Source organism: Mucilaginibacter sp. P4_C11 (assembly GCF_056402115.1).
This window is the reverse complement of sequence record NZ_JBFUIA010000003.1, coordinates 1-17,101: the sequence shown is the minus strand read 5'-3', so window position 1 is coordinate 17,101 and position 17,101 is coordinate 1. Positions and strand designations below refer to the sequence as shown.

The following is a 17,101-nucleotide window of genomic DNA, read 5'->3' as shown; positions in this document are numbered from 1 at the left end:
TAAATGCCGTGTACGAGAGGTAAATTCATACAACTTGAGGGGGTAATTGGTAAAATTTGGTGAATATTTAGGTTCTCTTGATTTTTGAGAATTTAACTTTTGCTGCTTTTTACCTTCACCACACTCCTGGTAATGTTGGCGTGAAAAGGAACCCGGAATTTTTTGATGTAATCGGAAGGATTGAGGCCGAATAGTTTGCTAAACTGTTCTCTGAAATATTTAGGGTCATTTATACCAACCTTATAGGCAGCTTCGGAAACGGTACAGTCAGTATTAAGGAACATCTCCGCAGCTTTTCGCAGGCGTATAAACCGTATAAACCCGTTGGCAGATTGACCCGAAATGGCCCTGATTCTTTTATAAAGATTGGAATGACTCATTCCTACCTCATCGGCAAGGGTTTTTATGCAAAAATCACCGTCGCTTAAGTTATCTTCCACAACCTTGATACAAGCTGCTAAAAACTCTTTATAATCAGGCGGAACTTTAAGGTCATTTGATTTTAATGTGATTTCATTATAAAAATACTTTTGAAGGCTATTTTTACTTTTAAGAATCCCTTCAACACGCGCTAAAAGTAATTCGCGTTCAAATGGTTTACTAATATAATCGTCGGCTCCGCCTTCAATCCCTTTAAGTTTAATTTCGGGCGATGAACTTGCGGTTAACAACAAAACCGGTATGTGGCTTAGGGTAGCATCTTCTTTAACCTTGCTGCATAACTCAATACCGCTTAGTCCCTGCATCATTACATCACTAATAATAATATCCGGCAAAAACTGGTACACCTTGTCCAGGCCGTCGGCACCATCTGCGGCTTCAAAAATTTCGAACTTTGGCGAGAAGATCTGTTTTAAGTACTGCCTCATTTGTTCATTATCATCTACAATCAGCATAGATTTTGATTCGAAATCAAAAGGGTCGATTTTTTTATTTTTAACAGTATTTGAATCCTTGTTCAGGCCGGGGACTTCCTCATAGCTTTCAATAAGCTCGTCAAGGAAAACGGATGTTTCTATAACATCTTCAAAAATAAAATTTGGGCTTAAATGCTCTTTGCCCTTTAACAGGCAAACCTTAAATATGGTGCCGGCTCCGTCTAAACTGGTATAGCTAATGTTTCCTTTATGGCTTTCAATAAATTTTTTAACCAGGTAAAGGCCAATACCAAAACCCCCATTAAATGACGATTCATTTTGCACCTGGTAAAATTTATCAAATAATTGTTCGCCTATGTTTCCTGCTATTCCGCACCCTGTATCTTTAATTTCTATGTTTACAAAAGTTTCTGTTTGCGAAATGAAGCAATTTACCATGCCATGGTCCGGGGTAAATTTTAAGGCATTTGATATTAAATTGAATAAAACTATTTCTATCTTTTCCCTATCGGCAAAAACATCAATCGTATCCGTCTCGCAAACAAAATCAAATAGTATATTTTTGCTTTTGGCCTGGTGGCTAAAGCATAAAAAAACCTCTTTGCATAGGTTTACAATATTTAACCTCACAATTTTAAGGCTGTCGGTCTCACTCTCAGCTTTTCTGAATAGTAATAACTGATCAACCAAACTTAAAAGCCTGCGTGCATTACGAAAAACAATACTTAAGTTGGTGGTTTCGTTTTCTCTTGCCCCAGGGTTAAATAGCAATTCCTTAACAGGATTTATAATTAAGGTAAGCGGTGTCCTAAACTCGTGCGAAATATTGGTGAAAAAAGATAATTTCCGTTCGTTTAACTCCTTTTCTTTTTCGGCAGATATCTGCGCTATTTTTACTTCATACTTTAACCGGGCTGCGTTGCTGCGGTAGCTTAAATAGTAATAAATAAGGGTGGTTATTATTATCAGATAGCTTAGATAAGCCCACCATGTTTGATACCACGGAGGTAGAATTTTTATTTTAAATGTTGCATAGTTTTCAAACCAGATACCATCCTGGTTGGCTGCTTTAACTTTAAATACGTAGTCGCCAGGCGGTAAATAGCGGTAGGTAACTGATTTTTGATTTTTTACGTAATTCCAGTTTTTTTCTAATCCAGCCAGTTGATAGGCAAACTCACTTTTTTCGGCATAAGCATAGTTTAATGCCACATATTTTATTGAGAAAACAGGTTGGTCTGGATTTAATGTAATTTGGGTCGATTCGTTGATACCAGCGTTTAATATACTGTCTTTTTCACCCACTTCAACGTCTTTTCCAAATAGCTGGAGCCCGGTAATCAAAACTTTAGGCTTAAATAAGTTTTGTTTAACATCTGCCGGATAAAATACATTGTAACCTTCGGTACCGCCAAATACCATAAACTTCTTAGTGCTGCAATACATTGATGAACCGGGATTAAACTGCCCTGCTTGCAGGCCTTCAGAGCTATCGTAGTTAATAATCTTGTCTGTTTGCAGGTCAATTCGCGATAATCCTCTATTGGTACTTATCCAAATGCCGCCGGCCTCATCTTTTTGTATCGCGTTTACCGTATTATCAGCTAATCCACTTTTTTCGGTATATCTTTTAAATTTTTTGTTTTTAATACTATACACAACAAGCCCATCCCCTTCAGTACCTATATAAAGATTTTTGTTTTCATCTAAATACAAAGCGTAAATAAAATGGCTGGGCAAGTACTTTTCTGCTTCGTTGTCGCTAAAATAGTTAATAAACTTGTTTTGATTTTTTATATAATATTTAAGGCCGGATGCCGAAGTACCTATAAAAAGGTTGCCATTGCCATCTTCGGCAAATGCCCGTATATAATCTGATCCAATGCCACTATTTTGTGGATTGTAATTAATAAATTTATCGCTGCCTGCGGGCAATAAGCTTAAACCTCCTCCATTGGTGCCAACCCATAAATTATTTTTTGAATCATCAATGATCGACCTTATATCGTTTAAACAGATACTTGTGGGATCGTTTGCTTTATGGGAAAAATTAGTAAAAGAATCTGTTGTTTTATTGTACCTGAATAACCCATGCGAGTATGACCCAAACCACAATGTGTTAGCATGATCTTTATACGCGCAGAGTATATTATTACTGGTTAAGGAGCCTTTTTGTCCGTCGGCTCTATAGTATTTTACAACCTCGCCACTCAATTTTTTCTTATATATCCCATCGCCATCGGTACCCATCCACAGGTACCCCTCACTATCCATACACATTCCATAATATCTTAAAAAGCTACTGCCATAATTATCTTTCAACTCACTCTGGAATTTTTGAAATTTTTCAGGGACATTGCTCAATAAATAAATTCCATCGCCATAGGTACCAACCCAGATATTTTTATCCCGATCCTGGAATAAGGTTTCGATAGTACGGGCGGTAATGCTATAATTATCTTCCGATCTTACCGGATCAATGGTTATATCTTTATAGGATGACTTTGCCGCCTTGTCGAGATTTATAGTATATAAGCCTCCATCCAACAGGCCAACGAGCAGATTTTTATGTTCGTCCTCCAAAAGCGAAAAAAAATAATTGCTTCGTAATTTATAGGTTGAACCTAAAAAAAGATGGAAGCTGCTTTCTTTTCTGTTGTAAAGTACCAGGCCCTTACTGGTTGCTATCCAAATGTTATGATTATGATCTTCATAAATGCAAGTAATGAGGCCTTGAGGAATAAGTTTAAGTGGAAACTGATTGTTCAGGTTTTTTGAAACCACTCCACTACTGGTATTAAAAACATTAAGTCCGCCGTCTCTTGTTCCTACCCATAATAGTCCATAACTATCTTCAATAACATTAGTAACAGATAAATCGCCTAATAAACCAGGTTGCTCTTTTTTAGTATAGTTTTTAAACTGACGGGTTTTGATGTTATATGACGAGAACCCCGATGCGCCACACGAGAACCACAACAGATTGTGTTTATTTTCGAAAATGCTGTTTACATTGTCTAAATAGTTTGGCGGAACACCAGGCGGGGTAAATTTAATAAAACGCTCTTTGTTTGTATCAAATTTATAAATCCCTCTTCTTGATGATATCCAAATATCTCCCTGGCTATCTTTAAATATACTTTGAACATAATTACTTGGCAGGCTATAAGGGTTATTAGGTTCAAATTTAAACACCTTGAAGTTTGTGCCGTCAAACCGGTTTAAGCCATCGCCGGTTGCAAACCAGATAAATCCTTTGTTGTCCTGCGTTATCCCGTTGATTGTACCAAATGAAAGACCATCTTTCAATGAGTATTTCATTGTTTTTTTTGTAAATAAGTTTTGAGAAAAACATACGGAAAGGACAGATACTCCTACCAGGGTAAATAATAATCTTCTCATTAAGTGTTTATAACAGGTTATATAAAGGCCAAGCGTTCTGTAACAGTCACGTTACTCAAATGTACTTTATTTTAAATAAATAATATATAAATAACAATAAATTTTAACGGTCTACGTTCGCCCGCCCAATGCCTAACCAAATTATGTTGTGAACGTATTTAATGCCTGCTTTACTCTGTTGGGTATTCATTCATTGGCGCATTGTCAATAAATTATTGGTCGCATTGTATTAAAAATTTGCACATTGAAATATTTTATGTATTTATGTACATACATTATTAATTGTAATTCGGTTTGCGATTATGAATGTATAAGCAATAATTTATGCATAAATCAATTTTGAATATATGTTTATAAGGATCAATAGGAAAGGTTTGCTTTTAATGGCCACCTTGTGCTTTACATTAAACCGGGGTTTTACCCAACAGGCTGCAATCTGGCAAATAGGCAAAGCCGACGGTAACAGTTCGGGGATGGCGTTGGCTCCTGCAGCATACCAACATTTTTTAGACCATGATTTTGGATGGGAAGACCGTTTTTTCCTGGTTGGCCTATCCAAACCCGAAACTGATTGGCCATATGTATTACCCGGCCCAAATGATGGCTGGGGTGGCACAGGTGGTACTTCGGGTATCCATTCGCAGATGCTTAATATTTTGTTTGGTATAAAAACTTTGCCGGTTAATGGTGTTTATAGTTTTATTATAAACATGGTTGGTTATAATGCGGCCTCGCCGCCATTGGTAAAGGTGGTTATCAACGGCAAGTCGTTTGAAAGCAGGCTTCCAAACGGCAAAAACAATAAGGTTGTTGAAGGCGACCTTAGTGAAGCCAATCCTTATACGCTAACCATCCCCATAAAAAACGGCCTGTTGCACAAGGGCGGCAACGAAATACAAATTACCTCCATAGATGGTTCATGGCTGGTATTTGACCAGGTTAAACTGGATGGGCCAAAGGAATTGCAGCTAACAACTCCACAAAATATCTTTTTGCGCAGCGTTAAACCCGCAGCTTATGAGATTGAAGATGGGAAAAAAAGATATCAGCCGCTACTTGTTGACGCACAACACCTAAGTGGCAAGCCTAAGTTGCTGGTTAAGCTGGACGGGAAGATAATTTTTTCGGATAAGCTTGATTCAGCAAGGTATGTGTTTGAAGCACCTATGCCGGCTGTTGCAGTCGCAAAGAAAAGCAGCTACGAGGTTTTTTGCAATGATATTTTACTTGAAAAAGGGATTGTGCTGCGGCTGCCTAACAAACTACAAACGCCTGCAGATTACGTAGATACGCGCCTGGGATCGGCACACTCCAGGTGGATGATTGCACCTGGGCCGTGGATGCCTTTTGGCATGGTTAAGCTGAGCCCCGATAACCAAAACGGGGGCTGGATGGGCGGGTATGACCCCACTTTTGAAAGTGTAGGCACATTTAGCCACATTCATGAATGGACAATGGCGGGCCTGGGTATGATGCCCACCAGCGGCCCGTTGCAAACTCGTATTGGCGACGAGCGTAAACGCGATGGCGGCTACCGCTCGCAGATTGATAAATCGAGCGAGGAAGCGCCTTTAGGGTATTATAAAGTAATGCTGACTGATTACCACATTAAAGCCGAACTTACAGCAACAACGCGTTGTGGTTTTGAGCGTTACACCTATCCTAAAACCGAAAATGCAAGGGTAATGATAGACTTGAAAATTCCAGCGGAATATGGATATAATTTGAAGGATGTTACGCTAAAGAAAGTTAGTGATACCCGGATAGAAGGATCGAGCAAGCAATTTACAAAGGATGCATGGTCGGGCGGGGTCGATCAAAACTATACAGTTTATTTTGTGATTGAGTTTGATCGCCATATACGCAAATTTGGCACTTGGGTGAATAATAAAGTAGGGGATGGTGATATTGTTGGCGCTATTGACCCTAAAAATGCAGGCGCTTATGTGGAGTTTGATACCCGCGAAAACCAGGTAGTGCAAACGCGTACCGGCATATCATTGGTAAGCCTTGATAATGCAGCGCAGAATTTATCAGAAGAAATTACCAAACCATATAACTGGAGTTTTGAAAAGGTACGTGATGGACAAAAGGAAACCTGGAATAAGCTATTGGGACGCCTGGAGATAAGCACCAACGATAGCCGCGAGAAAATGCGGTTTTATAGCAACATGTTCCGTGCCCTGGCCAGCCGCAATACCTGGAGCGATGTAAACGGGCAATGGATTGATGCCTCGAAAAGGCTGCAGCAATTGAAAGACCCTGAATCGCCGGCAATGGGTTGCGATGCGTTTTGGAACACCTTTTGGAACCTTAACCAGTTTTGGAACCTGGCAACGCCCGAATGGTCATCAAATTGGGTAAAATCCCAGCTGGCTATGTACGATGCTGATGGCTGGCTTGCAAAAGGCCCCGCCGGCATGAACTACGTTCCGGTGATGGTAGCCGAACATGAGATACCGCTGATGGTGGGCGCGTACCAGATGGGCATCCGCGATTATGATTCAAAAAAGGTGCTTGAAGCTGTGGTGAAAATGCAAACCACGCCGGCGCAAAAAGTGGGCAAGGCTGGCTTTGCAGGGAATGAAGACCTGGAGGCTTATTTAAAATACAAATATGTACCGTACGATAAAGGCAGGTTTTCAAACACAATGGAGTATGCCTATGACGATTGGACAGTTTCGCAGCTGGCAAAGTCATTGGGCCGGAATGATATTTACGACACCTTTAAAACCAGGTCGGGCTATTGGAAAAATGCGATGGATACAACTATAGGCTATTCAAGGATGAAAAATTCAGATGGTACCTGGTATCCAAATTTTGATCCTTTCCGGTCGGGTGCTAATGAACATTATGTAGAAGGAAATGCCTGGCAGCTTACGTTTTTTGTGCCCCAGGATGTTCCGGGCCTTATACATAAGATAGGTCAGGATAAGTTTATCGACCGCCTAAGCTGGGGCTTTAAAGAAAGCTACAAGCTGAGGTTTAATGCCCCCGGCGATCAGTATTGGGACTATCCGGTGATACAGGGCAACCAGCAAAGTATGCAGTTTGCATTCCTGTTTAATTGGGGTAAACACCCTTGGTTAACCCAAAAATGGAGCCGCTCGGTGGTCGATCGTTTTTATGGCTTTGGTGTAGCCAACGCCTACCTGGGCGATGAAGACCAGGGACAAATGAGTTCGTGGTTTATCATGAATGCATTAGGGCTTTTCCAAACAGATGGCGGTGCCAGCGCACATCCGATATATGAAATAGGAAGCCCTATTTTCCCCAGGGTAACCATCCACCTTAACGGCGCGTACGGCAGGGGGCAAAGCTTTACCATCGAGGCTGAAAATGTATCAAGGGATAACAAATATGTACAAAGCGCTACACTTAACGGTAAAGCGCTGCAATCCTTTTGGTTTCCCGCTTCTGAATTGTTAAAAGGCGGGGAGCTAAAGCTGGAAATGGGCCCCGAGCCTAATAAGGCATGGGGTATTAAGGATTTGCCTGCTACTCAGTAGGTAATTACATTTTACCGACACTTATTTGCAATTTAAACTTGCGAAGTTTTAAAACTTCGCAAGTTTTTCAGGTTGGTGGAAGATCTGTCACCCATCAATCGAAGGGTCTATATTTAAGCCCACTGCGATTTGCGTTAGGGGGAGTAGCGGATACAGGCCATGAGCCTAATGCCGGTGCTGTATGAGCGGATAACCCGGGCCGCAGGCAACGCCATGATTTATAGGAAACAATAGGTTTTTTTTGTAGAGACGAATACTTTGCATCTTCCACATGCAAATCAAACCATACAAATCCTGAATTTCTTTGATTTCTTTATGGCGGAGAAACGCAATATTTTGCATCGACCATAGGGCATTCAAAATAAAAAGGCCGATTAAAATGCAAGTTTGATTTGCACATAGGCGACATAGCCTCAGCCTTTGCAAATCGGAACTAAACGCGGGAGACGCAATTATGCGTCTCTACAAAAATGCAAAAATGGCTTACTCCGTTAGATACCTGGCATCTGAAATTAATTAGCCTTGGCGCTCATATACAACTCCAGCTTGCCGCCGTTTACAATATCTTTAAAGCTGATATGATTATCCTTTAAAACTTTGCCGTTTAACATTGCCGTGCGGATGTAGATGTTTTTTGCCGAATTATTATATGCCTTAATTTCGAAGGTTTTTCCCTTGAAATAGGATGGGTTTAAATTGATTTTAATGTTGCTAAACAAGGGGCTGGTAATATCAATCCTTAAATCGGGCGATGTGCCCCCGTTCATTTCAAATAAACCCATCGAGCTTAATACAAACCATGCACCCATCTGGCCTTCGTCTTCGTCGCCATTCCAGCCAACGTAGGGCGAGGCATCATAAAAGGTGTTCAGGATCTTCCTGGTATAATATTGGGTAAGAGATGGCTTGCCTGCATAATTAAAGAGGAAAGCAGCCTGCATATTTACCTCGTTGCCCTGGTTAATATAATATTCGGCCGATTGCCCCATGGTACGGTCAAGCGCGTGCGCCGCGAATTTGTGTACCTCGGATTTTTGAAAGCCGATGGTTAGCCGCTTTAAAAATTCATCCTTATGGATATAATTGATTAAACCCGGAACATCATGCGGGACATATAACGAATATTGCCAGGAGTTGCCCTCTACAAAATGATTAACAGAAAAAAGGTCGAAATCAGGGATAAATGAGCCATCTGTTTTCCTTGGCGTAACGTAGCGGCTTGCCGGGTTAAAAACGTTTTTCCAGCTTGCAGATCGCTTTAAAAAAAAGTTATAATCATCATCCTTATGCAGCAATTTGGCCATCTGGGCTACGCACCAGTCATCGTAGGCATAATCTAATGCTTTTGAGGTGGCACCTTTTTCAACAGGTACAAAGCCAAATTTGGCATAATCAGTTATCTGCGGATTGCCCGGATTGCCACCACAGGTAGGGGTGGGTTCAATCTCCATAGTCTTTTTCATGGCGCGGTAAGCTATATCAGCATCCTTGGTTACTATGCCTTTTAAATAAGCGCTGGTGATCAATGCCATTTCATGCGAGCCTTCCATAATGCCCGAGTATTCTATCCCCGCCGGGCCTTTGGATAGCCAGCCTGTTTTTTCGTACATTTCCAGCTGCGTATCTACCAGTTGCTGCACCATATCCGGCGATGTTAGGGTCCATAGCAGGTTTAAATTCCAAAAGGTATTCCAGTAAGCATCGCCGCCTATCATTGCGGTGCGGCCGGCCGGTAGTTGTTGCACGTTTTCGCAGGCGTCGGTATATTTTCCGTTGGCATCGCTCATGATCATCTTGGCAGTGAAACAACGATAAAAATTGGTGTAAAACTTCTTCTTATCGGTTTCGCTGCCACCGTTTACCGCAATAGTCTTTAGGGTATTGTTCCAAATTGTTCTGTTATGCTTTACCAGGGCATCAAAATTCCAGTCGAAACCTTTTAATTCTGTTTTAAGATTGAGCCGGGCCTGGTCCATGTTAACAAACGAGATGCCGGTTCTTAGTATTACCTGTTCGGTTTTCGAGGTGGGATAGGTAACGTATGCGCCCAACTCGCCCGATCCTTGGATCTCTTTATTGCTCTTAATTGCCGACTGGTTTCCATATCCCTCAAAATCATGAAAAGGTTTGCTAAACTGCATCACAAAATACAAGGTATAGTCATTAAAATTGGCCGATGCGGTTTTGGCATAACCCTGTACCTCTGAGTTGGATACTTTGGTAATAACAGCATCTTTCAGGTCATAACCATACTCTGCCGGAATGTTAAGCTGGATCATGATCCGGTTCGAACTGTCTTTGGCAAAGGTATAGCGCTGCACACCGGTACGTTCGGTTGCAGTCAGTTCCACCTTAACCTGCGGATCCATCAGGAAAACAGAATAATACCCTGGCGAGGCCTTTTCGTCCTCGTGCCTGAACCTGGAGTGGTAACCCGCCCCGGCCCCTTTAAATGGCTCATCGGCCGCGCCCGGTGATGTGGACAGATCGCCGTTGGCGGGCATGGTCAGCAGGCCCGCCATTGTCCACCCGTGTAAAAAGCTGAAGCCATGGATACTCCCTACAGCATACTCATAACCGCCCTGCCAAACCCCTCTTTGGTTATCGGGGCTAAGCTTAACCATACCGTTGGGCATTGTAGCGCCCGGGAACAGCATCCAACGCGAATTGGATGTCCCGATGAACGGATCAACGTAATCAACCGGTTGTTTTGTTTGCGCGCCGCCGCTTAAATAGGCGCATGAAATTGCCAGGAACAATGCAGCGGTTTTGCGTATCCTTATCATATTGCTTTTTTATATATCGTTAAGAGCCTCACCTAAATCCTCTCCAAAGGAGAGGACCTAAAAAAAACAGGTAAATCAAGAACCCTCTCCTTTGGAGGAGCCTCACCTAAATCCTCTCCAAAGGAAAGGACTTAAAAAACAGGCAAATCAAGAATCCTCTCCTTTGGAGGAGCCTCACCTAAATCCTCTCCAAAGGAGAGGACTTAAAAAACAGGCAAATCAAGAATCCTCTCCTTCGGAGGAGCCTCACCTAAATCCTCTCCAAGGGAGAGGACTTAAAAAATATGCAAATCAAGAACCCTCTCCTTTGGAGAGGGCAGGGTGAGGCTCAATGCCCTGCCCAAATCTCCTGTACCTCTTCAAGCGATTTACCTTTAGTTTCGGGTACCATTTTATATACTACCCAGAATGATAACAGGCAGCAGGCCGAGAAAAACCAAAAGGTAACCGCTGGCCCAACCGATCCCAAAAACATGGGGGTAAGCTGGCCCACAATAGTATCGGCAATCCACATCACCATTATACTTAAAGCCAAAGCCCTGCCGCGTATTTTGGTAGGGAAAATTTCTGAAGCGATAACAAATTTAAGCGGCCCGATAGAGAATGCGAAACAAGCCAGGAATAGTATAATGCTGATGACTAAAGAGATGCTGCTGGTTGCTCCTGAATAAAAACAAATGCCGGTAAATGCCAGGCACACTGTAGCACCTAACGAGCCTGCAATGTATAATGGCCGGCGCCCCATTTTATCTACCTTCCAAATGGCTATAATGGTAAACAGGAAGTTGGCTATGCCAAAAATGATTTGCCCAAGTAGCGCATTGGTAATGTTAATGCCTGCATCGCTTAAAATACGCGGCCCATAATATATTACCGCGTTAATACCGCTGAACTGGGAAAACAGGGGCAGCAGCAGGCCGATAAGGAGGGGCTTGCGCATGGCCGGCGAAAACACTTCTTTATATGATCCTTTCTCCTGGCTTTTGGTGTTTTGAATGAGTACGGCATCTTTTTGCGCCGAAGCCATATTGGTTATTTTTGCCAAAATAGCTATCCCTTCATCATTTTTACCTTGTTGGATAAGCCAGCGCGGGCTTTCGGGTACAAAGCATAAGCCTGTAAAAAATAGCAGGGCAGGCACTGTACCTAAACCCAACATGCCGCGCCAAACTTCCTTAACCAGTACCAGGTTTAAAATATCGCCCAACCCGCTGCCTTTATAATTTAGCGAAAAACTTAGTAAGCCAGAGTTGGTTAAATAGGCCACCAGTATCCCCGCGGTAATAGCCAGCTGGTAAAAGGTAACCAGGCGGCCCCTTACGTTTGCGGGGGCAATTTCTGAGATATACAAAGGCGCTACAATTGATGCCACCCCAACGCCCATACCACCAAGCATGCGTGCCAGTATGAGTAAGGTAAAGCCAGATGATAACGCCGAACCAATGGCCGAAAGCAGGAATAATATGGCCGCTAACATCAGCATCTTTTTACGGCCTATCCGGTCGCTTAAATCGCCCGAAAAGGATACGCCGATAATACAGCCAACTAATGCCGATGATACAAACCAGCCTTCTGTTGCAGTCGATAACGAGAACTGGCTTTTTACAAAAGGCAGCACGCCCGAAATTACGGCCATATCGAAACCGAAAAGTAAACCGCCCAATGTTGCTACCAAAGTAATGGCCACCAAAAATAGGGTAGACCTGCTTTGTACCGACTTTGAATTTTCCTGGCTCATGAAATGGTAATTTAGGTAATGGTTTATTTTTATTTTAGGTTTTTATTAACAGCATTCATCCTTAACAAAGGCTTTCACCACTTTTGCCCTGCTTTTGCCGGTATTGGTCATGGTGTAGCTTAACGCATTGGCCGGTACAATAAATGTTTCGGCATAATGGATAACTTGCGTTAATCCATTGGTGGTAACTTTTATGCTTTCACCTTCTACCAGGCTTAATACATGACACTGGTTATTGGTGTCTTCTTCAACAACAGTATCAAATTCAAAACGGTCGATGGCGTAAAAATGCGCCGGATGTGTGGTAAGGTTAATTACCTGCCAATCTTTACCCTGTTTGGCTACCGTTTGTTTTGATATTAATGTATCGGTAACCACATCGCCTTTTCTGTCGAAGTTCAGATTTTCAAATGCCCTGTCTATATTCAATGTGCGTGGGTTTCCATTCAGATCCGGGCGAAGCCAATCGTACATTTTAAAGGTGAAAATATAGGGCGTGGCACTTATTTCAAGCACCATATTGTTTTTGCCCGAGCAGTGCACCGTACCATTTGGAATCAAAAACAGGTCATGCTTTTTTGCCGGGAATGTTTGCACATAGTCCTTTATTTCAACAGGTTGGTTGTTTTGAAAACTATCTTCCAGCACAGCTTTAAATTCCTGTCTGTCAATATTATCCTGGAAACCCAGGTATACCTCGGCACCCGGTTCGGCATCAAGGATGTAATAGGTTTCGTCCTGCGTAAAATCTTCGCCAAAATTGGCCTTGGTATAAGCTACCGTAGGATGGCATTGCAGCGAAAGGTTGCCGCCATCAAAAGTATCCAGGAAATCAAACCTGATGGGGAAGGCATCACCAAACCTGGCTGCCGCTTTACCTAAAATAGCCTGGTTGTTGTATAAAAACAGGGTATCTAATGATACCTCCAGCATATGGTCACCGTATTGCAGTATAATACCATTTTCGGGTGCTATCAACTCAAACGACCAGGCATAGTTTACCACGTCGTCGTTTAATCCATTAATGTTATCTTTTATCCAGCGGCCACCCCATACGCCAGGCTCAAACCACGGCCTGGCCCTGAACATATGGCCAGATAGCTGTTTTAACGCGTTCCTGAGGGTATCGCCGGTTGCCCAGCTGATATCATCAATTCTTTGCTCGTCAACAATGATATCAACAGCAGGCAGTAATTGCTTTTTATGTTTATTAAGTACCGGCCAGTCAACAAAATAGAACCGTTTGTACTGTATTTTAGGGTCTGCTGGCTGATGATCGCCAAGGTTACAGATCTTGTTTGCCCTCGACCTGAATTGGATTTCGTTTTTAGGAACATCCAGGTAAATAAGGGGGGCCTGCCAGCCGCTAAGTGCCGCGCCGCAGCCGTAAATAATATTCAGGCAGTTGCCTGCCGGCTTTAATTCGCCCAACACGTCGCTGTCAAAAAAGTCTGCCAGGGTGCCTTCGTAAATCTTCCCAAACAAAGGGTCGTCGCCGCCCATAAATGGTGCTATTGTGGCATGTATAACCAATTCGGGTTTTAAGGCTTCATTAATGTTTATCCAGTTTACGCTTGCTCCCTTATTAACAAGCTCGGCATTAAGGTGTTGTGCAAAAACATCCCAGTACACGCCCGAGTATCCATCAATAATGATGTTTTGTTGCTGCGCTATAATCCAGCTTGCCAGCTTTCCAAATCCGTTAAAAATGGGCCCGTCAATTTTAAATGTGGGGTAGATATCGTATTCAGATTTTTGCGCCGATTGCTTCTCAGCCGGAATGAGGAACTGGCTGGTCGACCTCAGTTCTTGAATATCTGGTTTGACGTCATTTTTTAAAACGGGACCTCTGTTCATACAATCGTTATATGTTATAATGTGCAAACATATTAGATTTCATGTAAATTCCAAACAAGTAATCAATATTTAGTTTCGGCCTAACTTGTTCTTCGGCTTTCTACTGTATACTCAAAACTTTCGGCTTTGTAGTAACCCAGGTTATACTCCATTGGTCGGTCGCCCTGGTCAAATACAAAACGCTTTCTGAAAAGTACGGGGCTGCCAATATCTATCTCCAGTTTGCCGGCAATAAATTTATCGGCCGCCTTGGCGCTAATTTCTTCTTTTGATAGATCGGCAACTACAGAATGTTCATTTTCAAGCATTTCGTATAGCGGTTTTTTAAAATCCTCATCGCCGGTAAGGCCAATCCTGGGGTGAAAATAGGATACAAAATAAACAAAAGCTTCGTCTGCATTTCCTCTTAAGCGCTCCAGTTTCAATATCTTTTTTTCGGTTTTTATGTCAAAAAAGTTGGCTATATAATCGTCGGGGTACACCCAACTCACATGCAGTTCGTAATTTTTAATAATAATGCCACGTGCCTGCATTTCCTGGGTAAAACTCAGCCAGTTCATGGCTTTTGAGCTCATTTTGGGCTGAGCCACTTTTGTTCCCAGCTTTTTCTTCCTGATCAGGAGTTCTTCATAAACCAGTTTATTGATAGCCTGGCGTAGGGTGGTCCTCGAGATGGCGAGTTTTTTTGCCAGGTCCACTTCGTTGGGTAAAAGCTTACCTGCCTGGTATTCAGGGTCTTTTATCAGTTCTCTTAGCAGGTTCTCGGCCTGTATATGAAGCGGAACGCTGCTTTTATGATCTATTGAAAATTTCATGTTGGTATTTATCCAGGTTTTATGAACAGTATGGTGCAAATTAAATAATTTGTTAATTAACGGCCACTGTTTTATTAATATGTTTATCCCTTATGTGTTAAACGAAGCATTCTGCTCTTTTTAAAGGAATTGTCTGAAACTTAAAGATAGCTTTATATTTTCCTTAAATAAAACGCATAATAAATTTGGATTAAATTTTAATGTTTTTATGTTTGTACATATTTGTTGTCTGTGCCAGATGACAGCGTTATTATATCCTATAATTGCTTTCATTTATAAAATAAACTCTGCATGAAAATACTTTTGCCTTTTTTTATTACGCTTTCTACGGTTACCGGCTTATCTGCCAACGCTCAAACAACAGGTAAGGCGGCGCTTGCCAAAGCTATCGTGGCCGATGAACGGTTAGATACTATCCAGGCGAGGGCTTTAAAATTACTTTCGGGCTTTTCTGCAGGCACATCCTACAACGAGGTTTGGATCCGCGATTTTAATACTTTTATTAAGGGATCGCTCCAGGTACATCCTAAGGATGAGGTTAAAACAAAGATACTATTATTTTTTAAGATCCAGGGCGAGGATGGTAATATAGTTGATGGTGTGGTAGATAGCGCCAAAGCAAACGTGGGCTACAAATACCGCTACTCGCCATTATTGCGTGGCTGGGCGGCCCATAAAAATACGGTAGAGACCGACCAGGAATCGTCCCTGGTGCAGGCTGTAAAAAAATATATTGACGTTACCGGCGATAAAACCATTTTGAATGAAGTGATAGGCGGCAAAACAGTATTGCAGCGCATGGAGGATGCTTTTATATACCTGCAAAAAGACCGCTGGTCGGCAAAGTATGGCCTGGTAACCGGGGCTACCACCATTGATTGGGGCGATGTGCAGGCCGATGGCGGCTGGGGTGTGGCTATAAACGATAAAACCAAATGGGCCATTGATATATATGATAATGCCATGTTTGTAATAGCCCTGCACAATTTTGTGGCCATGCAGCCTAAAGGATACAAAGCCAAACAAAACTGGGCGCTGGTAGCGGCTAATGTTACCAAAAACGTGCGAAAATACCTGTGGGATAGCCGTGAGCAAAAATATATCCCGCACCTGTACCTTAATGGCAGCCCCTTTGCGCCCGATTTTAATGAAAAAGAGATATTGTATTTAGGCGGATCGATATGCGCTATACAGGCTGGTTTTAATACCCCGGCCGAGGTTAAAGAGATAAACCGCCAGATGGTGGCTGCGGCAGCTAAAGAAAAACATGCAACTATTGGCATTACCGTTTACCCGCCATACCCAACAGAGCGCTTCCCGAATATGCACTCCTACGATTATCAGAATGGCGGCGACTGGACATGGTTTGGTGGCCGCATGATAGCCCCCTTACTGTCATACGGTTACGCCAAAGATGCTTATGCCGAGCTATCGCCAATGCTGGATAGGGTTATTGCCAACAAAGGTTTTTTTGAGTGGTACGATGTACGAAGCGGCGCCCCAAAAGGCTCGGGCGATTTCAGGGGCGAGGCAGGCGTGCTTTACGATGCCATTACCGTTTTAAAACAATGGGCTGCCAGGAATAAATAAGAAGCTGATTACCGATATCGAATATCCGTCATTGCGGGTAACCATCAGGTAAAACCTGAAAAAATCGTTATGACGAGCAACGGATATAGTTAAACAAATGCACTAAACTACCGTCATTGCGAGGTACGAAGCAATTCCGAACTATGTGGGACTTAGCATGTAGGGGATTGCTTCGTACCTCGCAATAAAGGATATTTTATATTGATTGTCAGTAACTTACAAGCGCGTTGTTATATGGCACGAAGCAATCCCGAACAATGTGGGACTTAACATGTAAGGGATTGCTTCGTACCTCGATTTCTATGATCTATGCAACTAATTTAAGATAATTTTTTTCATACTTTCTGTTTTGGTTAACACAGGAGAAGATGCGCTGCACAAGTTTATTCCTGACCGCATTAATTACGCTCATTTTGCTCTTTTTTTCGACTTTGACTTTTCGTTCGTAGTAAAGCCTTAGTTCATCATTATACTGAATCGCCACCAGTGCAGCCATATGCAGAAGCGTCTTTACTTTTTTATTGGC

At 42.3% G+C, this 17,101-nt stretch carries 7 protein-coding genes and 1 pseudogene; 2 read left to right on the top strand and 6 right to left on the bottom strand.

The window, feature by feature from the left end; translation table 11 throughout:
* Nucleotides 1-92 precede the first annotated feature (92 nt).
* The gene (locus tag AC1DU2_RS03295; protein WP_477382761.1) at nt 93-4,199 is read right to left on the bottom strand and encodes a hybrid sensor histidine kinase/response regulator transcription factor; all 4,107 of its coding nucleotides are present in this window, start codon (nt 4,197-4,199) and stop codon (nt 93-95) included.
* A gap of 428 nt (nt 4,200-4,627) precedes the next feature.
* Here AC1DU2_RS03295 and AC1DU2_RS03290 point away from each other — a divergent pair, with 428 nt between their 5' ends.
* Nucleotides 4,628-7,789 (top strand): GH92 family glycosyl hydrolase, encoded by a 3,162-nt coding sequence (locus AC1DU2_RS03290; RefSeq protein ID WP_477382760.1) that lies wholly within the window; start codon nt 4,628-4,630, stop codon nt 7,787-7,789.
* A gap of 512 nt (nt 7,790-8,301) precedes the next feature.
* Here the strand turns inward: AC1DU2_RS03290 and AC1DU2_RS03285 are convergent.
* The 4 genes from AC1DU2_RS03285 to AC1DU2_RS03270 all read right to left on the bottom strand — a co-directional run bounded on the left by AC1DU2_RS03285 (nt 8,302) and on the right by AC1DU2_RS03270 (nt 14,985).
* Nucleotides 8,302-10,575, bottom strand: coding sequence for a GH92 family glycosyl hydrolase (locus AC1DU2_RS03285; protein ID WP_477382759.1), 2,274 nt, complete (start codon nt 10,573-10,575; stop codon nt 8,302-8,304).
* 328 nt (nt 10,576-10,903) lie between these two features.
* Nucleotides 10,904-12,313 carry a sugar porter family MFS transporter gene (locus AC1DU2_RS03280; RefSeq protein WP_477382758.1) on the bottom strand — a complete coding sequence of 470 codons (1,410 nt, stop codon included), beginning with the start codon at nt 12,311-12,313 and terminating at the stop codon, nt 10,904-10,906.
* Between the two features lie 45 nt (nt 12,314-12,358).
* On the bottom strand, nt 12,359-14,170 hold the full coding sequence (locus tag AC1DU2_RS03275) for a class I mannose-6-phosphate isomerase (RefSeq protein ID WP_477382757.1): 1,812 nt from the start codon (nt 14,168-14,170) through the stop codon (nt 12,359-12,361).
* A gap of 80 nt (nt 14,171-14,250) precedes the next feature.
* On the bottom strand, nt 14,251-14,985 hold the full coding sequence (locus AC1DU2_RS03270) for a GntR family transcriptional regulator (RefSeq protein ID WP_147052273.1): 735 nt from the start codon (nt 14,983-14,985) through the stop codon (nt 14,251-14,253).
* 291 nt (nt 14,986-15,276) lie between these two features.
* Between AC1DU2_RS03270 and AC1DU2_RS03265 the strand changes: the two genes are divergently transcribed.
* The gene (locus AC1DU2_RS03265) at nt 15,277-16,575 is read left to right on the top strand and encodes a glucosidase family protein (RefSeq protein WP_477382756.1); all 1,299 of its coding nucleotides are present in this window, start codon (nt 15,277-15,279) and stop codon (nt 16,573-16,575) included.
* A gap of 307 nt (nt 16,576-16,882) precedes the next feature.
* On the opposite strand, the pseudogene AC1DU2_RS03260 reads toward AC1DU2_RS03265, so the two are convergent.
* Nucleotides 16,883-17,101: pseudogene (locus tag AC1DU2_RS03260) on the bottom strand (hypothetical protein); the annotation flags it as partial.

Bases quoted from the DNA above. Each gene is read 5' to 3' on its own strand.
- AC1DU2_RS03280 (WP_477382758.1), bottom strand. From the start codon at position 12,313: ATGAGCCAGGAAAATTCAAAGTCGGTACAAAGCAGGTCTACCCTATTT.
- AC1DU2_RS03290 (WP_477382760.1), top strand. From the start codon at position 4,628: ATGTTTATAAGGATCAATAGGAAAGGTTTGCTTTTAATGGCCACCTTG.
- AC1DU2_RS03265 (WP_477382756.1), top strand. From the start codon at position 15,277: ATGAAAATACTTTTGCCTTTTTTTATTACGCTTTCTACGGTTACCGGC.
- AC1DU2_RS03275 (WP_477382757.1), bottom strand. From the start codon at position 14,170: ATGAACAGAGGTCCCGTTTTAAAAAATGACGTCAAACCAGATATTCAA.
- AC1DU2_RS03295 (WP_477382761.1), bottom strand. From the start codon at position 4,199: ATGAAATACTCATTGAAAGATGGTCTTTCATTTGGTACAATCAACGGG.
- AC1DU2_RS03285 (WP_477382759.1), bottom strand. From the start codon at position 10,575: ATGATAAGGATACGCAAAACCGCTGCATTGTTCCTGGCAATTTCATGC.
- AC1DU2_RS03270 (WP_147052273.1), bottom strand. From the start codon at position 14,985: ATGAAATTTTCAATAGATCATAAAAGCAGCGTTCCGCTTCATATACAG.